The organism is Streptomyces sp. CNS606 (genome assembly GCF_000426325.1).
This window is the reverse complement of sequence record NZ_AUFD01000005.1, coordinates 105,091-125,901: the sequence shown is the minus strand read 5'-3', so window position 1 is coordinate 125,901 and position 20,811 is coordinate 105,091. Positions and strand designations below refer to the sequence as shown.

General features: G+C 73.6%; 18 protein-coding genes. 8 read left to right on the top strand and 10 right to left on the bottom strand.

Annotated features, from left to right (window positions below):
* Positions 1–9 precede the first annotated feature (9 nt).
* Together K304_RS26570 and K304_RS0100575 are read right to left on the bottom strand one after the other, a co-directional pair.
* On the bottom strand, positions 10–870 hold the full coding sequence (locus K304_RS26570; protein WP_051307597.1) for a SigB/SigF/SigG family RNA polymerase sigma factor: 861 nt from the start codon (positions 868–870) through the stop codon (positions 10–12).
* A gap of 194 nt (positions 871–1,064) precedes the next feature.
* Positions 1,065–2,006, bottom strand: coding sequence for a multicopper oxidase domain-containing protein (locus K304_RS0100575; protein WP_027762149.1), 942 nt, complete (start codon positions 2,004–2,006; stop codon positions 1,065–1,067).
* 204 nt (positions 2,007–2,210) lie between these two features.
* Between K304_RS0100575 and K304_RS0100570 the strand changes: the two genes are divergently transcribed.
* Complete coding sequence (locus K304_RS0100570; RefSeq protein ID WP_199779542.1) at positions 2,211–4,682, top strand: ThuA domain-containing protein; 2,472 nt, start codon at positions 2,211–2,213, stop codon at positions 4,680–4,682.
* Between the two features lie 4 nt (positions 4,683–4,686).
* Entirely contained in the window at positions 4,687–6,654 is a 1,968-nt protein-coding gene (locus K304_RS0100565) for an OmpL47-type beta-barrel domain-containing protein (protein WP_051307595.1), read from the top strand.
* Positions 6,655–6,729: 75 nt separating this feature from the next.
* Here K304_RS0100565 and K304_RS0100560 read toward each other — a convergent pair whose 3' ends face one another.
* Positions 6,730–6,960 carry a DUF6158 family protein gene (locus K304_RS0100560; protein ID WP_037788893.1) on the bottom strand — a complete coding sequence of 77 codons (231 nt, stop codon included), beginning with the start codon at positions 6,958–6,960 and terminating at the stop codon, positions 6,730–6,732.
* An 81-nt stretch (positions 6,961–7,041) separates the two neighbouring features.
* Between K304_RS0100560 and K304_RS0100555 the strand changes: the two genes are divergently transcribed.
* The 4 genes from K304_RS0100555 to K304_RS0100540 all read left to right on the top strand — a co-directional run bounded on the left by K304_RS0100555 (position 7,042) and on the right by K304_RS0100540 (position 11,176).
* Positions 7,042–8,250, top strand: a complete 1,209-nt coding sequence (locus K304_RS0100555) for a baeRF2 domain-containing protein (protein WP_027762145.1) — start codon at positions 7,042–7,044, stop codon at positions 8,248–8,250.
* A gap of 102 nt (positions 8,251–8,352) precedes the next feature.
* Positions 8,353–8,712: a VOC family protein gene (locus K304_RS0100550; RefSeq protein WP_027762144.1), complete on the top strand. Its 360-nt coding sequence runs from the start codon at positions 8,353–8,355 to the stop codon at positions 8,710–8,712.
* A 102-nt stretch (positions 8,713–8,814) separates the two neighbouring features.
* A complete protein-coding gene (locus K304_RS0100545) occupies positions 8,815–10,743 on the top strand; it encodes an ATP-binding protein (protein ID WP_027762143.1) in 1,929 nt (642 codons plus the stop codon).
* A gap of 88 nt (positions 10,744–10,831) precedes the next feature.
* On the top strand, positions 10,832–11,176 hold the full coding sequence (locus tag K304_RS0100540; RefSeq protein WP_027762142.1) for a hypothetical protein: 345 nt from the start codon (positions 10,832–10,834) through the stop codon (positions 11,174–11,176).
* A 101-nt stretch (positions 11,177–11,277) separates the two neighbouring features.
* Here the strand turns inward: K304_RS0100540 and K304_RS0100535 are convergent, their stop codons facing one another.
* Positions 11,278–12,201, bottom strand: coding sequence for an NADP-dependent oxidoreductase (locus K304_RS0100535; RefSeq protein ID WP_027762141.1), 924 nt, complete (start codon positions 12,199–12,201; stop codon positions 11,278–11,280).
* The gene (locus K304_RS26565) at positions 12,198–13,007 is read right to left on the bottom strand and encodes a PaaX family transcriptional regulator C-terminal domain-containing protein (RefSeq protein ID WP_051307593.1); all 810 of its coding nucleotides are present in this window, start codon (positions 13,005–13,007) and stop codon (positions 12,198–12,200) included. The genes K304_RS0100535 and K304_RS26565 overlap by 4 nt, the downstream gene beginning before the upstream one ends.
* Before the next feature lie 80 nt (positions 13,008–13,087).
* Between K304_RS26565 and K304_RS0100525 the strand changes: the two genes are divergently transcribed.
* Both K304_RS0100525 and K304_RS0100520 read left to right on the top strand, forming a co-directional pair.
* Positions 13,088–14,725 carry an acyl-CoA dehydrogenase family protein gene (locus tag K304_RS0100525; RefSeq protein WP_027762140.1) on the top strand — a complete coding sequence of 546 codons (1,638 nt, stop codon included), beginning with the start codon at positions 13,088–13,090 and terminating at the stop codon, positions 14,723–14,725.
* Positions 14,722–15,498, top strand: a complete 777-nt coding sequence (locus K304_RS0100520) for a crotonase/enoyl-CoA hydratase family protein (RefSeq protein ID WP_027762139.1) — start codon at positions 14,722–14,724, stop codon at positions 15,496–15,498. Before K304_RS0100525 ends, K304_RS0100520 begins: the two co-directional genes overlap by 4 nt.
* 60 nt (positions 15,499–15,558) lie before the next feature.
* On the opposite strand, the gene K304_RS0100515 is transcribed toward K304_RS0100520, so the two are convergent.
* The 5 genes from K304_RS0100515 to K304_RS0100495 are packed head-to-tail and all read right to left on the bottom strand — an operon-like array spanning position 15,559 to position 20,639.
* Positions 15,559–16,548, bottom strand: a complete 990-nt coding sequence (locus K304_RS0100515) for a zinc-dependent alcohol dehydrogenase family protein (protein WP_027762138.1) — start codon at positions 16,546–16,548, stop codon at positions 15,559–15,561.
* Positions 16,545–17,435 carry a carbohydrate ABC transporter permease gene (locus K304_RS0100510; RefSeq protein WP_027762137.1) on the bottom strand — a complete coding sequence of 297 codons (891 nt, stop codon included), beginning with the start codon at positions 17,433–17,435 and terminating at the stop codon, positions 16,545–16,547. Before K304_RS0100510 ends, K304_RS0100515 begins: the two co-directional genes overlap by 4 nt.
* Entirely contained in the window at positions 17,432–18,412 is a 981-nt protein-coding gene (locus K304_RS0100505) for a carbohydrate ABC transporter permease (RefSeq protein ID WP_027762136.1), read from the bottom strand. Before K304_RS0100505 ends, K304_RS0100510 begins: the two co-directional genes overlap by 4 nt.
* A complete protein-coding gene (locus K304_RS0100500) occupies positions 18,409–19,821 on the bottom strand; it encodes an ABC transporter substrate-binding protein (protein WP_078528170.1) in 1,413 nt (470 codons plus the stop codon). Before K304_RS0100500 ends, K304_RS0100505 begins: the two co-directional genes overlap by 4 nt.
* Positions 19,822–19,877: 56 nt before the next feature.
* Complete coding sequence (locus K304_RS0100495; protein WP_027762134.1) at positions 19,878–20,639, bottom strand: DeoR/GlpR family DNA-binding transcription regulator; 762 nt, start codon at positions 20,637–20,639, stop codon at positions 19,878–19,880.
* Positions 20,640–20,811: the final 172 nt, after the last annotated feature.

Here is a 20,811-nt window from a genome sequence, read left to right as displayed (position 1 = left end):
CGTGCGCGGTTACGCGTGCGCGGGTGCGCGCAGGCGGTCCGCGTCCGCGTCCGCTTTCGCCTCCTCTTCCTCGAGGTGGTCGTGGATGCGGTGGCAGGAGCGGCTGATGAGCCGGGAGACGTGCATCTGCGAGATGCCGAGCTGCTCGGCGATCCTGCTCTGCGTCATGTCCTGGAAGAAGCGCAGGTAGAGGATGCGGCGTTCGCGCTCGGGCAGGCGTTCCAGCTCGGGCTTGACCGCCTCCCGGTAGAGCACCAGGTCGAAGCCGGGCTCGGAGTCGCCGAGGGTGTCGACCAGGGCGTACCCGTCGTCGGAGCCGGGGAGTTCGGCGTCGAGGGAGAGGGTGCGGTAGCTCTCCAGGGCCTCCATGCCGACCAGGACGTCCTCCTCGCTGAGGCCGCTGTGCTCGGCGATCTCGGCGACGGTCGGCGCGGGCCCCTCGGTGGCGAGGGCGAGTTCGCGCCTGCTGGTGCGCACCTTGTTGCGGAGTTCCTGGACCCGGCGCGGGACGTGCAGGTCCCACATGTGGTCGCGGAAGTGGCGCTTGATCTCGCCGACGATGGTGGGCACGGCGAAGCTCTCGAAGGCGTGGCCGCGGTCCGGGTCGTAGCGGGTGACCGCCTTGAAGAGACCCAGGTCCGCGACCTGCTGGAGGTCTTCGAGCGCCTCGCCGCGGTTGCGGAACCGGCGGGCCAGCCGGTGGGCCATGGGCATCCAGGCGGTGACGATGCGCTGCCGGATCTCGTCCCGCTCGGGGCCGTCCGCCAGCTCCAGCATGCGGCGGAAGGCGGCGGCGGTGTCGGGCGCGTCGTCGTGGAACCGGCGGGCTGGCCGGTCGCGGGGCTCCCGTGCGTGCTGCGTGCTGGTCATACCTGCGGCGCTCCCTGAGTGGGCGGGACGGGCGGTCACCGCGGGAGCTGCGAGGCACGGGCGGGGCGACGCACAGTGGGTCGCGCTTCCGCGGATGTGCCTACGGGTCCGAAGCACTTCTGTCCGCGTGCCCGGCACGCCGGGAGCCAAACCGGTGACGCCCGGCGGATCGAGGCACGGGCGGAACCGGCAGGTCAGGGGAGGTCGCCGTGCTTGTCGGTGACCTTGAACAGGCCCGCCATGCCCCTGTCCGCGTGGCTCTGGACGTGGCAGTGGTACATCCACGCGCCCGGTCCGACGCCCTCCCCCGCGATCACCTGGAAGCCGAACGAGTCGCCGGGACCGCAGATCTTGTTGTCGACGATCCGGCTGGGGTCGTTCTCGTCGGCGAGCAGGCCGGTACGGTTGTCCGCCCAGCGGTGACCGTGCACGTGGAACGTGTGGTAGAACTCGCCGTGCGTGATCATGACGAACTCGCAGCGGTCGCCGGCCCGGGCCGTGAAGTCGGGGGCCTCGTCGCCGGGTTGTCCCGTCCGGTTGTTGATCGTCATGTCGTTGAAGACGACGGTGAAGGTGCGGTCGGGCAGCACGTCGCCCGCCCGGCGGACGATCAGCCCGCCGTACAGCCCGTTCCGGACGCCGCCGGTGCCGTGATGGGTGCCCACCGCGTGGTCGTGGTAGTGCCAGTAGCCCGCGCTGCCGGGCCGGAACGTGCCGTCCCCGCGCCGGCCCGGCCGGTGCGACGTCCAGGTGTACAGCCGGGTCTTCTGCGGCGGCACGACGCTGTCGCTCAGGTGCGTGCCGTCGCTGTCGATGGCGTAGTCCACGCCGTGCACGTGCAGGCTGGCGGCGACGTCCATCATGTTGACGACCTCGATGTGCAGGGTGTCGCCCTCGTACATCTCCAGCAGCGGTCCGGGGACGGTGGCCTTGCCCGGTTCGAGTCCGTAGCCCATCCGCCCGTCCGCGAGCCGTTCCATGTAGAGGGTGATCAGCCGGACCGAGCCGCCCTCCGCGTCGTCGCGGCGCGGTGCGGCGGCCGCGGTGCTCGCGGCGGCGGCGAGGCCGGTGGGAGCGAGCGCCGCGAGGGCGGCTCCGCTGGTGAAGGTCCGCCGGGAGAAACGTGATCGCGACATGCGGATGCCTTTCTCGGTCACCGTTCACGGGTCGTCGTTCACGAGCTGTCACGAGCTGACGGCCGTTCATGCTAGGAACCCGCGGGGAGTTTGCCCACCCCCTGGACAAAGTTCCGCCTCTTTCGGTCATAGCCATTGGCGGACCGGGCAAAGTCGTCTAGCTTCCCTGGGCGTTGCTGTCACCTACGCGAGAGGTGTACGACCATGCGACGCAGACCACGCCGCCCGGGGGGCCGGCGGCCCGTCACCTTCCGCCGCCCGCACGTCTTCGCGCTGGCCGCCGCGCTCACCGTCTCGCTGCTGGCGGGCACGCAGGCGAGCGCGCGCGACGCCCGGGACGCCGCGGACCCGATGCCGGGCGGGGACGACGTGCGGGTGCTCGTCTTCCACGCCCCCGACGCGCCCGAGGACCTGGCCGCGGCCGGCGCGCGGGCCGTACGGCGGATCGGCCGGGAGGCGCCCGCGCAGACCCGCTTCCGCACCCGGGTCACCGACGACGCCGCGGTGTTCAGCGGCGCGTCGCTGCGCCGGTACAACGCGGTGGTGTTCCTGTCGTCGGGCGGCGATCTGCTGACCGACGCCCAGGAGGCGGCCTTCCGCGCCTACGTCCGGTCCGGCGGCGGCTTCGTCGGGCTGCACGACGCGGCCCGCGCCGAGCCGGAGTCGGCCTGGTTCACCGGCCTGATCGGCGCCCGGCCGGCCGCGCAGAGCCCGGGGGCGGCGCAGCGCGCGGTGGTGGAGGTCGGCGACCGGGTGCACCCCGCCACCGACGGGCTGCCGCTGGAGTGGGCGCGCGAGGACGTGTGGCTGAACTGGCGGGAGAACCCCAGCGGGCGGGTGCACACCGTCGCCCGCGTCCGGGAACGGTCCTACGCACCGGGTGAGAGCGCGAACGGATGGGACCACCCGGTCTCCTGGTGCCGCGACTACGACGGCGGCCGCTCGTTCTACACCGGTCTCGGCGGCACCGCCGCCGGCTACGACGGCGCCAACTTCCGCAAGCACCTGCGCGGCGCGCTGCTGTGGGCCACCCGGCTGGTGCGCGCCGACTGCGGGGCCACCGTCACCGGCAACTACGAGGCCACCCGGCTGACCGAGCCCAACCGGCCCGACGCGCTGGACCGGATCGGCGAACCGCACGGCCTGGACATCGCCGAGGACGGGCGGGTCTTCTCCATCGGCCGCGGCGGCGGCATGCCCGGTTCGCCGGTGGTGACCGACTGGGACGACCCGCGCATCGGCCTGGGCGAGGGCACCGTGCACGTGTGGGACCCGGACACCGGGGAGGTCACCCGCGCCGGGACGCTGGAGGTGTTCGGCAACAAGGGCGGCGGCGACGAACTGGTCAAGAACGAGGAGGGCCTGCTCGGCATCGCGCTCGACCCGGACTTCCTCACCAACGGCCGGGTCTACCTGCACTGGACGCCGCACTCCGGGATCGACCGCGAGAGGCACATGGCGCAGCGGCGCGTCTCCCGCTTCACCCTCGACCGGACGAGCGGCACGCTCGACCTGTCCTCGGAGAAGGTGCTGCTGAGCTGGCCGGTGCAGATCCACAGCTGCTGCCACGCCGGCGGCGGCATGGACTTCGACAGCGAGGGCAATCTCTACGTCGCCACCGGCGACACCAACTCCTCCCGGTTCAGCGATGGTTACTCGGGCAACAACCCCGAGCCGGACTTCGGCGGCGTCTCGTTCGCCGACGCGCGCCGCACCGCGGGCAACACCAACGACCTCAACGGCAAGATCCTGCGCATCCGGCCGGAGGACGACGGGACCTACAGCGTCCCGGAGGGCAACCTCTTCACCGGCGACGAGGCCGGCGGCGGCAAGACCCGTCCGGAGATCTACGTCATGGGCGTCCGCAATCCGGCACGGATCTTCGTCGACCAGGAGACCGACTGGCTGTACGCCGGCTGGGTCGGCCCGGACGCCGCCGAGCCGAGCCCGGTGTGGGGCCCGGCGAAGTACGACACCTTCGCCGTCATCACTTCGGCGGGGAACCAGGGCTGGCCGTACTGCATGGGCAACAAACAGCCGTACCGCGACCGCACGCTGCCCGACCCCGCCCAGCCGCAGGACTGGTACGACTGCGACGCGTTGAGGAACACCTCGCCCAACAACACCGGCCTGGTCGACATCCCGCCCGCCCGGAACAACAACGTGTGGTACGCGCCGCAGGGCGGTGCCCCGGACTACCCGCGCAACGACGCGGGCGTTCCCACCTACCGCACGGACGACCAGACCTTCCGGCTGCCCTGGCTCAAGGGCGGCGGCCAGGCGGCCATGACCGGCCCGGTCTACCGCTACGACGCCGGGAGCAACAGTGGGACCAGGTGGCCCGCGTACTGGGACGGCAAGTGGTTCGTCGGCGACTTCTACGACGGCGAGCAGCCGCGGCACGCCCTGGTGATGGACCCGGCGAACGCCGGCGGCGGCGGTCTGCCGGTGCACGCGGAGAGCCTGGAGCGGATCGTCCCCGAGGGCGAGGACGGCATCCGCAACCTCATGGACTGGAAGTTCGGCCCGGACGGGGCCCTGTACGTCCTCGACTACGGCCGCGGCTTCTTCACCGCGCACGAGAAGTCCGCGCTGTGGCGCGTGACCTACGAGGGCGGTCCGCCCACCCCGCTGCCCGGCGACCTCGTCGGCGACCGTCACGCACAGGAGGGGTAACGCCATGCACCGACCCGCACACATCCGCGCCCGGGGACGCGGACGGCCGTTCGCCCTGCTGGTGGCGCTGCTCGCCGCGGTGCTGTCGCTGACCGTGCTGCCGGCCGCGCAGGCGCAGCCCCCGGCGCCCGCGGCCGGGCCCGGCGGCGGGGACCGGGCGGCCGCGCAGGTGCTCACCTGGACCGCCGGCGACGACATCACCGCCTACGCCTCGGCGCCCGCCCGGGCGGTGGCCGGGGAGGCGACGCTGGTGTTCGAGAACAGCGCCGCCACGGGCAACACCACCGGCATGCCGCACACGCTCACCTTCACCACGTCCGACCCGGACTACAACTCCGACGTGCCGGTGAACATCCTCGCCAACCCCGGCGACGCGAACGGCGGCCGGCACGAGGTGACGGTCGACCTCTCCCCCGGCGTCTACCACTACTACTGCGCGATACCGGGCCACGGGCAGATGCAGGGCGAGCTGGTCGTCACCGGGGGCGGCGGCGAGGACACCACGCCGCCGGAGGCGACCGCCGACGTGGACGGCGAGCAGAACGCCGACGGCGACTACCTCGGCGGCGCCACGGTCACCCTCGCCGCCACCGACGACTCCTCCGGCGTCGACCGCGTCGACTACGCCGTCGACGGCGCCGGCTGGGCGGCGTACGAGGCGCCGGTGCTGGTGGACGCCCCCGGCGAGCACACCGTCCGGTACCGGGCCACCGACAAGGCCGGCAACGTCTCGCAGGAGCGGTCCGTGACGTTCACCGTCGCCGGGCCGCCGCCGGGCGACACCACCCCGCCCGAGGTCACGGCCACCGTGGACGGCGAACAGAACCCCGACGGCGACTACCTCGCCCTGGCCACCCTCTCCCTCCGGGCTCAGGACGAGGACTCGGGTGTGGCGGGCGTGGAGTACGCCGTGGGCGGCGGCGCGTTCGGCCCGTACACCGAACCGGTGATGTTCCACGCGGAGGGTGAGCACTCGGTCGCCTACCGCGCCACCGACCACGCCGGGAACACCTCGCAGACCTCGACCGTCACCTTCACCGTGGTCGGCGACGACGGCGGCGAACCGGACCCCGGCTGCCCGGAGCGCGACGACCGTCCGCTGGTGGTGGTCGGGGCGGAGGCGAGCGGCTTCACCGGCGTGCCCAACCGCGAGGCCCCCGGCGGCTGCACCGTCAACGAGCTGATCGAGGACGAGGCCCACTGGGACGGGCGCAAGGCCTTCCGGACCCACGTCCGCGAAGTCCTCGCGCAGCTCCGCGAGGACGGCGTGATCGACCGGGAGGAACGCGCGGCGATCATGGAGGCCGCGCGGCGCTCCGGCGTCGGCCGCGAGGGGGCGCACGGCTACCGGGCGCTCCTCGACGGCAGCCGGGAGTCGTTCGAGCGGTGGGAGCACGTCGGCGGCGGCGCCTTCACGCGGAACTCCGACGGCTCGATCACCTCCAGCGGCAGCGTCCCCGGGATGGGCATGCTGTGGTTCCCCGAGCAGCCGTACGGCGACTTCTCGCTGAAGCTCCAGTTCCGCGACGACGCACCCGGCGACCGGAGGGCCAACAGCGGCGTCTTCGTCCGCTTCCCCGGCGTGCACGACCACCCGGAGGAGCCGCGGCCGGAGTGGGTGGCCATCAGGTACGGGCACGAGGTGCAGATCAACGACGCGGCCGGCGGCGACCAGTACAAGACCGGGTCCGTCTACGGCTTCGACCTCGTCACCCGGGGCGAGTCGAACGTGATGCCGAAGGGCGTCTGGAACGACTACGAGATCCGGGTCGTCGGCCGGCACTGGACCGTCCACCGCAACGGGCGCCTGATCAACACGTTCGAGAACGCGCCGGGGCAGCTCTTCTCCCCGCCGCGCGGCGACGACCCGGGCACGGACGGGCGGCAGCACCCGACGGGGCATCTCGGGCTCCAGACGCACGGCACCTCGGACGTCGTCACCTTCCGCGACATCCGGGTCCAGCCGCTGTGACGGGCGCTCCGCCGGCGCCGGCCCGGGTGGGGGACGGGGCCGGGTGAGCCGGGCGGCGGGCGGGAGGACGGCCGCTCAGCAGTCCTCCCGCCCCCGTTCCCGTGCGCCCTTGCGCGTACGGCCCGCGGCGACCGGCCGCTGCGGGTTGCGGCGCAGGTACTCGCCCTCCAGCTCCGCCATGCGCGCGTTGTGGGCGCTCAGCGCGTCCGGGGAACCGTGCAGCAGCGCGTCGTGACGGGTCCGGTGGATCGTCTCCAGCTCCTTCAGCAGCTGGGCGTCCGACAGCTCCCGCGGATCGATACCCATGGCACCCTCCTCGTGCACACCGGTCCCGTGTCGTCCGGCGGCCCACGGGTACCCGTTCCGCGCCGTTACAAGGAGGGAGACATGAAGCTCGCATTCCTGGACCCCCTGTACGACCGTCCCGGCCCGTGGGCGTCCGTCCACGTCGGCACCGACGTCGCCACGGAGGACGCCGCGACACGCCAGGAGCTGAACGCCCGCGCCGTCTCCGACCGGCTGCACGAGCAGGGCGCCGACGCCGCCACCTGCCGGGCGGTCCACGGCGCGCTCGACGCGCTGCCCCGGTCGGCCGCCCCGCCCGGCCACGCCGTGTTCGCCGCGGACGGAGAGGTCGTCCTGCGTGTGCCGCTGGCCTCGGTCCCGCCGGGCGGGCCCCAGGTGTGCTGGTCGGCGCTGCCGCACGTGGGGCCACTGCCGGAACTGGCGGCCGGGCTGCCGGCCGCGCTGGTCGCACGCGTCGACCGCACGGGCGCCGAACTGCGGCTGCAGGACTCCTTCGGCGGCCGCGGGGACGCCGGGCGCGTGCACGGCCGGGACTGGCCCGTGCACCGCACGGCGTCGGGTGACTGGTCCGAGCGGAAGTTCCAGAACTCCGTGGAGAACACCTGGGAGCAGAACGCCTCGGCGGTCGCCGAGGAGGTGCGCGAGAGCTACGAACGGTCCGGCGCCGAGCTGGTCGTCCTCGCCGGCGACCGCCGCATGGTGCGTGCCGTGCACGACGCGCTGCCGGAGCACCTGGGCGAGCGCGCCGTGGAGGCGGAGCACGGCGGACGGGAGGACCACGACCAGGGCGGCGACGCGGAGAAGGGACAGCAGCTCCTCGCCGAGGAGACCGACCGTGCCCGGCAGCGGCACGCACAGCAGGAGGTCGCCCGGGCCATGGACCGCTTCCGCGCCGGGCGCGTCCCGGACGGCGAGGGCCGCACCTCCGCCACCGAAGGCGTTCCCACGCTGGTCGAGGCGGCGCGCGAGCACCGCATCGGAGTGCTGCTGATCCGCCCGGACGGCGCGGAACGGCACCGCGAGGTCTGGGTCGGGGACGCGCCGGACCAGATCGCCGTACGCCGCGCGGACAGCCGGTATCTGGGCGACCCGCAGCCGTCGGCGGCCCGCGCCGACGACGCACTGCTGCGTTCGGCCGCGGCCACCGGCGCGGAGGTGCTGTGCGTGCGCAGCGGCGACCTGGAGCCCGACGTCCCGGACGGCCTGCCCGTCGGGGGTCTCGGCGCCCTGCTGCGCTGGCCCTACGGCGGCCCGCCGACCGGCCAGGACCAGGAGCCCGGCGCCGCCTGACCGTCGGCCGCCCAACGGTTCCCGGCCACCGAACCGCCCCGGTCCGCACGCTGCGGGCCGGGGCGGTGTCGGTGCTGACCGGGAACAACTAGGCTGCCGTGCATGGAGATTCACGGGACCTCGCTTCGGATCTGCGTCGACGACCTGGACGCCGCCATTCCGGTGTACGAGAAGCTCACCGGGGCCGAGGCCCACCGCTTCACCACCGGGCCGGTGTCGGTCGCCGCCGTGGGGCCCTTCTTCCTGATGAGCGGGCCCGAGGGCCACCTGGAGGTGCTGCGGAAGATCGCCGCGACGATCGCCGTCGCGGACGTCGACGAGGCGCTGGCCGACCTCGGCGCCGTGGGCGCGGAGATCATCGCCGGTCCCCAGTCCACCCCCGCCGGCCGCAACGTCGTCGCCCGCCACCCCGACGGCGCCGTCTTCGAGTACGTCGACCGCGCACCGGTGGCCCGCCCGTAGCCCGGCCCCCCCGCCGCCGGCGGTACCCACGGCGGGGCGCCTTCCGTACCGTTTCTCCCGAGCCCCGGACACAGGGAACCGGGTGACGGGGAACGGGTGGGGATGGACGGTAGGACGATCGGTGACCGCGTGGCCCGGCGGGCCGGCCGCCTGGTCGGGCGCGGCCGCGAACTGGAGCTGTTCGGCCGGGTGCTGGCGGGGACGCTCGACCGCAACGTGCTCCTGGTGCACGGCCCCGGCGGGATCGGCAAGACGACGCTCCTGCACGCGGTGGCGGTCGCCGCCCGCGCCGACGGGCGGGCGACCCGATGGGTCGACGCCCGGACCATCGACCCTCTTCCCGCCGCGCTGGCGGCCGTGCTGCACGACGTCGCCCCCGGCACGGTGGTGTTCCTCGACGGGTTCGAACGCATCGCCGCCGGGGCGAAGGAGCTGCGCGAGGAGGTGCTGCCCCGGCTGCCCGGCGACGTCGTCGTGGTGATCGCCGGGCGCAGCAGCCCGGACCCGGGCTGGTTCGGCGGGGGCTGGGCGCAGGTCGCCCTCGTGGTGGAACTGGCCGAACTGAGCGCCGAGGCCTCCGTCGAACTGCTCACCGAGCACGGCGTTCCGGCCGTGCCGGCATGGGAGATCACGCGGTGGACGGCGGGCTCGCCGCTCGCCCTCGTGCTGGCGGCGGGCGCCTACCACCGGCACGGCCAGGTGGCTCCCGAGCCGGGCCTGGTGACCACGCTGGTCCGGCTGACGACCGCCGTCGAGTGGGACACCACACACTACGACGCGCTCGCCGCCTGCTCCATCGCAAGGCGGACGACGGTGGAACTGCTCGCGGACACCCTGGACGAGGGCGGCGACGCCGAAGGCTCGTTCGGATGGCTGGCGGGGCTGCCCTTCGTCGACCGGGTCGGCGACACGGTGACGCTGCACGACGCCGTCCGGGAACCCATGCGGGACAGCCTGCTCGGCGCCCGGCCGGCCAGGGAACGGGCGCTGCGCGGCCGGGTGGCCGAGCACCTGCACCGGCGGGCGCTGCTGGGAGACCGGACGGTCATCACCGACCTGGCGCATCTGCTGCGGAGCCCGGAGCTGCGGTGGGCGTACTGCTGGGACGGCAGTTCCCGCTACCACGCGGACCGGATCCGTGCGGGCGACGCGGAGGTGCTCGGCGCCGCTCTCGCCGGACGGGGCTACCGGGAGTGGTGGGCGGCCAGCGAGCCGTACCACCGGCTGTCGCCGCGCAACGTGGTGGTCGCGCGGGACGCCGGGGGCGCGCCCGTGGGGTACGCGATCTGGCTGACTCCGGGGTCGGCGCCGTCCTCGGTGCTCGCGGACGACGCCTTCGGGCGCGGGTGCCTGCGGTTCGCCGAGCTGGCCTGCGGGTCCGGGGCGGTGGTCGTGTGGCGGGACAGCGTCGACCTGACCGGCGAGGCTCCGGAGACCGGCAGCGCGCTGGCGATGCTCAACATCGCGGTGGCGCTGCGCGCCGACGTGGCGAACCCGCGGCACGCCGTCGTGCCGTTGTTCCAGCATCACCAGCGGCTGCACGCGTTCTGCCTCGCGGCGGGCGGCACGCTGGTGCCCGAGCTGGACACGGTCGTGGACGGCAGGCCGGTGTGCGCCTACTGGATCGACTACGGGCCGGGAGGGCTGCACGGGCACCAGCGCGCCCTGGTCCTGCGCGAGCTCGGCCGGGCCTCCGCCCCGCGGCCGGCCCCGACCGTGGACGAGGTGCGGACGGCGCTGGAGCACTACACCGTGGCGGCCGAGCTGGCCCGGCACCCGCTCGCCTCCGGCGCCGGGGTGGAGGAGCGCGCGGAGTCGGTGCGCACGGTGCTGCGGGACGGCGTGGCCGCGGCGTTCGGCGAGGGGCGGCGCGAGGAGCAGCTCCGGACCGTTCTGGCGCAGCGGTACCTCGAACCGGGCGCCACGTCCGCCGCGATCTCCCGGTCGCTGGCGATCAGCAAGGCCACCTACTTCCGGCGTCTGACGGAAGCGGTGGAGCGCCTCGCCGCACATCTCGCCGCGACCGGATGAGAGCGGTGTGAGACAGGCGGGTACTGCACGCCGGGGTGCGGCCGCCCGTAGCGTTCGTCGCGTACACGCCAACCACAAGGAGAGAGCAATGGCGAGATTCGGTACGCGGGCCTTCGCAGCAGCTGCGGTGACCGCACTGGCGGTCGTCCTTCCGGGCGGTGTCGCCCAGGCCGCGCCGGCGGCGGCCCCGGAGAGCATCGGGATGCAGGCCACCTGGTCGTGCAGCGGCATCCCCGCGGGGTACGTGTCCCTCCAGATCGACCCGTACCGGTGCGGCGGCAACTACCCCGGCCACCTGGTCGCCGCTCCGCAGAGCGGTCAGTGGATCTGCGGCTGGAACGGCGACGCGCTCACCGGTTTCGTCATCGACCAGACGAACCCGATGTCGGGCCAGTGCCACTTCAACACCTCCTGGCGCATCGTCGGGATCTGACGCCGCGCGGGGAGCGGGCCGGTCCCCCGGGCCCGCTCCCCGGCCGCCGCCCGGGCCCGCGCCCCGGGGTGAGCGCCTCCGGGGCAGGGGACCGCCACCGGTCAGGAGACCTGGAGGACGATCTTGCCGCGGGTGCGCCCCTCCCGGCTCGCCCGCCACGCCTCGGCGGCCTGGGCGAGGGGAAGGGCCCGGTCCACGTGGACGGCGAGGCGCCCGGCGTCGGCGAGGTCGCCCAGCGCGGTGAGACCGGCGGCGTCGGGCCGAACGAACAGGTATTGGCCGCCATCCTGGCGCACCTGCGGATCCACGATGGACAGCACCCGTTCGGCCTTCTTCAGCACCTGCCGGGAGACCTCCACGGCGTCGCCGCCGACGAAGTCGACCGCCGCGTCGACGCCCCCCGGGGCGAGGGCGCGCACCCGTTCCGCGAGTCCGTCGCCGTAGGCGACGGGTTCGGCGCCCAGACTCCGCAGGTAGTCGTGGTTCCGCTCGCTCGCGGTGCCGATGACCCGGGCACCGAGGGCGACGGCGATCTGCACGGCCATGGAGCCCACGCCGCCGGCCGCGGCGTGCACGAGGACCGTGTCGCCGCCGGTGACCCCCAGGCGGTGCAGCGCCTGGTGGGCCGTCAGGCCGGCGAGCGGCAGACCGGCCGCCTGCTCCCAGCTCAGCGAGGACGGCTTGCGGGCGAGTGCCCGGACCGGCGCGGCGACGAGTTCGGCGTACGTGCCGTGTCCGATCTCGTCCTTGCGCAGGTAGCCGATGACCTCGTCGCCGACCTCGAACTCGGTGGCGTCGACACCGAGCGCCTCCACCACGCCGGAGACGTCCCAGCCGGGGATCAGCGGGAACCGGGTCTCGTAGAGCGCGTCGAGGCCGCCGGAGGCGACCTTCCAGTCGACGGGGTTGACTCCCGCGGCCTTCACCCGGACGAGAACGTGGTCGGGGGCGACCTTCGGGTCGGGCTGCTCGCTGAGCTCCAGGCCGTCGGGTCCGTCGTAGCCGTTCGTGACGATTGCCTTCATGCCCGGGGAACGACCCGGGGCGCGGCGCTCATTCCCCGGGTGTCCGCCGCGGAGGTGACGTGGCGGCGCAGCACCTCGCACAGTTCGCCTTCGAAGGTGTCGTAGCGCAGCCGCAGACCGGCGCCCGGCCAGTCCCCGGGCAGCAGGGCGGCGGGGAGCACCGGGTCCGCGAGGAGGTGACGCAGCGCCGCGGCCGAGACCGTGAACCGGTCGGCGAGGTCCTCCGCACGGTCGAGGGCGGCGGCGAGCTCGCCGGCGCGGCGGGCCCAGCCGGGCAGGTCCCACAGGCGGGCCGCGAGCGCGACGGGGTCCTCCCCGGCCGGGGCGGCACCGGTGAAGACCGTGCAGGGGCCGAGGACGTCCGCGTCGAGCGCGCGGTCCAGGTTCGCGGGCCGCACCCAGGTGCCCTCGCGGAGCTCGCCGAGACGCAGGCGGGCCATGGTGCGGCGCAGCGCGGCCCGTTCGGCAGCGGGGCGGCGGTCGGCGGTGACCACGGCGATCTCCCAGTCGCCGTCCCACGTCCGCAGCCGGGGCGCGCGGCTGTCGTCCTGGCGCGCCTGGCGGCGCAGCAGGCGGGCGGTGAGACCGTAGCCCTGGCCGTCCTGGTCGAGGTCTCCGGCGGCGACCATGCGGGACAGGGCGACGCGCACGGTGCCCTCGGCGACCCCGAAGAGTTCCCCGACCCGCACCAGGACGCGGGCGGGCAGCCGGGGCGGGTGATGCCCGAGCAGGGTGCTCAGGACGATCGAGCGGGCCGTCAGCGGACGGAGCCCGAGGGTCGTGTGCGCAGGTGCGGTGTCGTTCATCGGCTGCTGAAGTCTATCGGGCGCGGACGCACCGGGTTACCTCTTCTCGCCACGTGCACGACAGGCGTAATGTCAGGGGTATGGCTACCCACGAGGTCTTCAACCAGGCGCCGCCCCTGACCGGCTTCACCGCGGCGGACGAGCCGGCCCTGCTGGACGCCGTGCGGCGGGACGGCGCGGGCGCGGGAGAGGCGGAGCTGCGGGAGCTCGGAGAGCTCGCCGGGTCCGCGGGGACTCAGGAGCTGGCGCGGCAGGCCGAGGAGAACCCGCCGCGGCTGCGCACCCACGACCGGTACGGCCACCGGATCGACGAGGTCGAGTTCCACCCGGCGTGGCACAGCCTGATGACGACCGCCGTGCGCCACGGACTGCACGCCGCGCCCTGGGCGGAACCGGGTGCGGGCGCACACCTGCTGCGGGCCGCGAAGTTCTACGTGTGGTCGCAGGCCGAGGCCGGGCACGGCTGCCCGGTCTCCATGACGTACGCGGCCGTGCCCGCGCTGCGTGCCGCACCGGAACTGGCCGCGCTGTACGAGCCGCTGCTCGCCTCGCGCGTCTACGACTTCGGCCTGCGCCCGCCGCTGGGCAAGGCCGGGCTCATCGCGGGCATGTCGATGACCGAGAAGCAGGGCGGGTCGGACGTGCGCGCCAACACCACGCGCGCGGTGCCGGACGGCGGCGACGACGGCACGTACCGGCTCACCGGGCACAAGTGGTTCACCTCCGCGCCGATGAGCGACCTCTTCCTGACGCTCGCGCAGACCGAGGAGGGGGTGACCTGCTTCCTCCTCCCCCGCGTGCTCCCCGACGGCAGCCGCAACGCGCTGCGGCTGCAACGCCTCAAGGACAAGCTGGGCAACCGTTCCAACGCCTCCTCGGAGATCGAGTACGAGGACGCGGTGGGGTGGCGGGTCGGCGAGGCGGGACGCGGCGTACGGACCATCGTGGAGATGGTCAACATGACCCGGCTGGACTGTGTCCTCGGCTCGGCGGCGGCCATGCGCGCCGGACTGCGGCAGGCGCTGCACCACGCCCGGCACCGCCGGGCGTTCGGCGCGCCGCTCCTGGAGCAGCCGCTGATGCGGAACGTGCTGGCCGACCTGGCCGTCGAGTCGGAGGCCGCGACGGTGCTGGGGCTGCGGCTGGCGGCCGCGCTGGACCGTTCGCTGGGGGGCGACGAACGGGAGGCCGCGTTGCGGCGGCTGGGCCTGGCGGCGGGCAAGTACCACGTGTGCAAACGGGGTTCGGCACACGTCGGGGAGGCCCTGGAATGCCTGGGCGGCAACGGCTACGTGGAGGAGTCGGGGATGCCGCGGCTGTACCGCGAGGCACCGCTGCTGTCCCTCTGGGAGGGCTCCGGGAACGTCGCCGCGCTCGACGTGCTGCGGGCCGTGGCCAAGGACCCCGCCACGCTGGACGCCCTGCTGGCCGAGGTGGACGCGGCCGCGGGCGCCGACCGGCACCTGGACGCGGCGGTCGCGGACCTGCGCAAGGACCTGGCGGTGCTGTCCGACCCGGCCGCCGCGCAACTCGCCGCCCGGCGGCTGGCGGAGCGGCTGACGCTGGTGCTGCAGGGCTCGCTGCTGGTGCGCCACAGCACGCCGGCGGTGGCGGACGCGTTCTGCGCCTCCCGGCTGGGCGGCGAGTGGGGCCACGCCTACGGCACGCTGCCACCGGGCACCGACCTGGGCGGCGTACTGGAACGGGCGCGGGCGTGAGCGTCCGCGTCGAACGGGACGGGCCGGTCACCACGGTCGTGCTGGCCCGGCCCCGGACGCGCAACGCGGTCGACGGGCCGACGGCGGCGGCGCTCGCGGAGGCGTTCCGCGCCTTCGACGCGGACGCGTCGGCGTCGGTGGCGGTGCTGTGGGGCGAGGGCGGCACGTTCTGCTCCGGCGCGGACCTCAAGGCCATGGGTACGCCGCGCGGCAACCGGGTCGCCGCCGACGGCGACGGCCCGATGGGGCCGACCCGGATGCGGCTCGGCAAGCCGGTGATCGCCGCGGTCGCCGGCCACGCGGTCGCGGGCGGCCTGGAACTCGCGCTCTGGTGCGATCTGCGCGTGGCCGAGGAGGACGCGGTGTTCGGCGTCTTCTGCCGCCGCTGGGGCGTGCCGCTGATCGACGGCGGCACGGTGCGGCTGCCGCGCGTGGTGGGGGCGGGCCGGGCGCGCGACATGGTGCTGACCGGACGCCCGGTCGCGGCACCGGAGGCGCACGCCATCGGCCTCGCCGACCGCGTCGTGCCGACCGGCGGGGCGCGCGCCGCCGCCGAACGGCTGGCCCACGAGCTCGCCGCCCTCCCCCAGGCGTGTCTGCGCAGCGACCGCGCCGCCCTCCTCGACGCCGAAGGCGCCGAAGGCGCCGAAGGCGCCGCCGAGGCCGAGGAGGCCGCTCTGGCCCGCGAGTTCGCCCACGGCGTGGCGGTCCTCCCCGGCGCCCTCGCGGGCGCCGCCCGCTTCGCCGCGGGCGAGGGCCGCCACGGCCGCTGACGGCGCCCGGGTTCCCCGGGCCCGGCAGTCGGGCGCCGCGGGTGGGGCTAGCGGGTGGGGCTACGGGACGACGAGGATCTTGCGCCCCTGGCCGGCGGCGAAGCGGTCGAGGGCGGCGGGATAGTCGGCCAGGGGCATGCGGTCGGAGACGAAGACGTCGGGGTCGAGAACTCCGGCGGCGAAGAGTTCGGCGGCCCGCTCGTAGCTGTGCAGGACGGCCATGGAGCCGGTGATGGTGATCTCCTGGTTGTAGATGCGGTACGGGTCGATGGTGGCCGTGGTCGCGTAGTCCGCGACGCCGAACTGGAGGAAGGTGCCGGCCTTGGCGACGCGGCCGAGGCCGTCCTGGATGGCCGCCGCGTTGCCCGTCGCGTCGATGACGAGGTCCCAGCCCTGCGGGCGGTCCAGCTCCTCCGCGCGGGCGGCGGCGGCCGTGCAGCCGAGCTGCTGCGCGGTGGCCAGCCGTGCCGGGTTGAGGTCGAGGACGTCGACGCTGGCGGCACCGGTGCGCTTGGCCAGTTCCAGCATCATCAGGCCCATCGTGCCGGAGCCGTAGATCAGCACGTGGGAGCCGAGGCTGCTGCGCAGCACGTCGTAGCCGCGCACGGCGCAGGACAGCGGCTCGATGAGTGCGGCGTCCTGCGTGCGGACGTGGTCCGGGAGCTTCACGCAGTTGGCGACGGGGGCGACGGCGTACTCGGCGGCGCCGCCGGCCGTGGTGACGCCGATCGCGGCCCAGCGGTCGCAGAGGTTGTTGTGACCGGCCCGGCAGTAGCGGCACTCGTAGCAGTACAGCGAGGGGTCGACGGCGACCCGGTCGCCGACCGCCAGCTCGGTCACCTCGCTCCCGACGCCGACGACCTCGCCGGCGAACTCGTGGCCGGGCACCACCGGCAGTGTGGGGGCGAACTCGCCCTGGAGGATGTGCAGGTCCGTCCCGCACAGCCCGCACGCGGCGACGTCGACCACGACCTGCCGGGGCCCGGGCGCGGGGTCGGGCACCGTGGTCAGGGAGACCTTGCCGGGGGCTTCGACGAGGGCGGCCTTCATTTCACGGCTCCTAGCGACAGGCCCTGGACCAGCTTGTCCTGGGCGGCGAACCCGGCGACGAGCACCGGAAGGGAGATGGCGAGGGATGCGGCGGACACCTTGGCCAGGAACAGTCCCTGGCTGGTGATGAAGCTGGTCAGGAAGACCGGCGCGGTCTCCGCCCGCACGCCGGTGAGCACAAGGGCGAACAGCAGCTCGTTCCAGCTGAAGATGAAGCAGATCAGCGCGGTTGCCGCCATGCCGGGCCCCGCGATGGGGGCGATCACCCGACGCAGCACGGTGGGCAGCCGGGCGCCGTCGATCTGCGCGGCCTCGATGACCGAGACCGGGATCTCGGCGAGGAAGGACTGGAGCATCCACACGGCGATGGGAAGGTTCATGGCCGTGTAGAGGACGACCAGCAGCCAGATGTTGTCCAGCAGTCCGGCGTTGCTCGCGAACAGGTAGACCGGCAGCAGGCCGGCGACCAGCGGCAGCATCTTGGTGGACAGGAAGAAGAACATCACGTCGCGCCACTTGCGCACCGGCCGGATGGACAGCGCGTACGCCGCGGGAAGGGCCAGCAGCAACACCAGGAGTGTCGAACACAGCGCCGCCGTCATGGAGTTGATCAGCGGCGGCCAGGGCCCGTCGGCGCCGCCCGCGGAGAAGAAGGTGCGGTAGGCGTCCAGCGTCAGCGGCGCTGCGAGGGACGGCGGGTTGGTCGCGGCGTCCGGCTCGGAGTGGAAGGAGGTGAGCACCATCCACGCCAGCGGCAGGAAGAACAGGATGCCGGTCGCCCAGGCCAGCAGGGCCAGGGCGGAGCCGCGCCGGCGCGCCCGGCGCACCGGCGCAGGGACCGGCGTCCTCGGACGGCGGGTGCGCGCGGGGGCGGTGAGTGTGCTCATCCGCGGGACACCTCCTCGCTGAACAGGGACGACACCACGCGCAGCGCGAAGGTCGCCAGCGCGATGGAGCCGATGACGACGAGGACGCCCGCGGCGGACGCGAGACCGTACTCGTGGGACTTGTAGAAGGTCTGGTAGATGGCGTACGGCAGGTTGGCGGTGCCCAGTCCGCCGGAGGTGAGGGTGTAGACGGCGTCGAAGTTCTGCACGATGAAGATCGAGCCGAGCAGGGCGCCGAGTTCCAGGTAGCGCCGCAGGTGCGGCAGCGTGATGTGACGGAAGATCTGCCAGCTTCCCGCGCCGTCGATGCGCGCGGCCTCGATGACGTCGAGCGGGCGGCTCTGCAGCCCGGCCAGCAGGATCAGCATCATGAACGGCGTCCACTGCCAGATCAGCGCCGCCTCGACGGCGATCAGCGGCATCTCGGAGATCCACACCGGCTGCGGCGGGTCGTCCACGCCGAAAAGTCCTGCGAGTGCGTTGATCACGCCGTTGACCAGGCCGTACTCCGGGTTGAGCAGCATGTGCTTCCACAGCAGCGCCGCCGCGACCGGCACCAGCAGGAACGGTGCGATGAGCATGGTGCGCACCAGCGCGCGGCCGCGGAAGGAGCGGTCCAGCAGCAGGGCGACGGCCAGGCCCAGCGCGAGACTCACCAGGACGACGGCGGCGGTCAGCACCGCCGTGGTCAGCACGGCGTCCCGCAGCTCGGGGGTGCTGAGCACGGTCCCGAAGTTGGACAGGCCGGCGAACTCGCGGTCCTCGGGATAGAGGGAGTTCCAGTCGAAGAGGGAGATCACGAGGGTCGCCGCGAACGGGAGCTGGGTGACGACGACGAGGAAGACGAGGGCGGGCATCAGGGGGGCGCGGGTCGCCCAGTCGCGCAGCCGCCGGGCGCCCCCGGCCGGTGATCCGGCCGGCCGGGGGGCGCGGGTGGCGGCGTCCGACGGGGACTCGGTCGCCGGGGTGGCGGTCATCGGTTCCGGTACTCCTCCCCGACCTTCTCCGCCAGCTTCTGCGAGTCGGCGAGGGCCTGTTCGACGGACTGGCGGCCGGCGATCGCGGCGCTGATCTCCTGGGAGACGTCGGTGCCGAGGGAGGTGAACTCGGGTATGCCGACGAACTGGATGCCGGAGTAGGGCCGCTTCTTCACGCCCGGGTCGCGGGGGTCGGCGTTCTCGATGGCCTGGAAGACGTCGTCGCCGAAGGCGCCGGCCTCCTTCTGGTAGCGCGGGTCGTCGTAGGTCGACGTGCGCTTGCCGGCGGGGACGCTGGTCCAGCCGACCTGCTCGCCGACGAGCTGCTCGTACTCCTTGCCGGTGGCCCAGGAGATGAACTCCCAGGCGTCGTCGGGGTTGTCGGACGCCTTCTGCATGCCGAGGGCCCAGGTGTAGAGCCAGCCCGAGTTCTCGGTCTCCTTCACCGGGGCCGGGGCGTAGCCGACCTTGCCCTTGACCGGGGAGTCGTCGCGTTCCAGTTCACCGGCACCGGCGGTGGCGTCGTACCACATGGCGGTCTTGCCCTGCGTCATGCTGTTGAGGCACTCGGCGAACCCGGCCTGTGCGGGGCCCGCCTGACCGTGCTCGCGCACCAGGTCGACGTAGAACTTCGTGGCCTCGGTGAACTCCGGCGAGTCCAGCTGCGCCTCCCAGTTCTCGTCGAACCAGGTGCCGCCGAAGGTGTTGACGACCGTGGTCAGCGGGGCGATGACCTGCCCCCATCCGGGCAGTCCGCGCAGGCAGATGCCCTTCATCCCGGCCTCGGCCTCGTCCACGTCGGCGGCCAGGTCCGCGACCTGGTCCCAGGTGGGCTTCTCGGGCATCTCCAGGCCGTGCTTCGCGAAGACGTCCTTGCGGTACATCAGGAACGACGACTCGCCGTAGAACGGCTCCGCGTAGATCTTGCCGTCCTCGCCCGTGAGCGAGAGCTGCATGGACGTCAGGATGTCGTCCTGGTCGTACTTCTCGTCCTTCTGCACGTACGGGTCGAGGGCGTAGAGCCAGTCGCGCTCGGCGTAGATCGGGGTCTCGTAGTTGCTGAGGGTGGCGACGTCGTACTGCCCGGCCTGGCTGGCGAAGTCCTGGCTGATCTTGTCGCGGACCTGGTTCTCCGGGAGCACCGTGAAGTTGACCGTGATGCCGGTCTTCTCTGTGAAGTGCTCGGCGGTCAGCTTCTGCAGCGTCTTCATCGGCGGGTTGTTCACCATGAGGACGTTGATGGAACGGTCGTCTTCGCTTCCGCCGCCCGCCCCGGCGCAGCCGGCGAGGAGGGCGGCCGCCGAGACGGCGGCCACGGCCGCGCGGGCGGCACCGCGCCGGGACCGGGGCACAGGGGACGTGGGGGACACAAGGGGCTTCGAGGCGGAAAAGGGTATGCGGGTGCGCATGCGGGGCTCCGGTTCGTCGTGCCGGGGATGCGGGGCGGTCGGTCGGGGGTTCTCGGTCAGACCCGGATGACCTGGGGTCCGAGCAGCGAGTAGCGGTGGGCTTCGGGCGCGGGCAGGCCGGTGGAGGTGACGATGGACTCGAAGTCTCCGATCTGCGCGAAGCGGCAGAAGCTCACCGCGCCGAACTTGGTGTGCACGCCGACGCAGATTCTCCGCCGGGCACTGCGGATGGCCTGGGTCTTCACCTCGCTGACGGCCGGGTCGGGGGTGGTCAGGCCGTGCTCGCGGGAGACGCCGTTGGCTCCGATGAACGCCAGGTCGATGACGAATCCGGAGAGCATGGCCGTGGTCCAGTGGTCGACCGTGGCCAGGGTGCCGCCGCGCAGCCGGCCGCCGAGGAGGAGCACGGTGAAGGTGTCCACGTCGGCCAGGACTCCGGCGGCGGCGAGCGAGGCGGTGACGACGGTCAGCTGCCGGTCCCGCGGCAGGGCCTCGGCGATGAGCTGCGGGGTGAAGCCCTCGTCGACGAAGACCGTCTCCGCGTCGCCCAGCAGGTCGGCCGCCGCCGCGGCGATCCGCCGCTTCTCTGGCACGTGCAGGGTGCCGCGGAAGGCGAGGGTGGTCTCGAAGCCCGCGCTCTCCACCGGGTACGCACCGCCGTGCGTACGCCGGAGGAGACCGTGGGACTCCAGGACGCGCAGGTCGCGGCGCACGGTCTCGCGTGCCACCCCGAGGGAGGCGGCGAGCGCGCCGACCTCGACCGAACCGGTACGGCGGGCCGTACCGACGATCTCCCGCTGCCGTTCCTCCGCGCTCATCGGGCTCCGCGCCCCTCTCCCGTGGGGTTGCCGAACGGGCATCGAGGTGACCGTTCGGGCCTGTGGGAAGAGTTCTACCGGTCCGGACGGGCCGCAACCAGGCTCGGCACGGGAGGGATGCTGACCGGTTTCGCCCGTTCGGGGGCGGCGCTGAGAGCGCTCTACCGGGGCG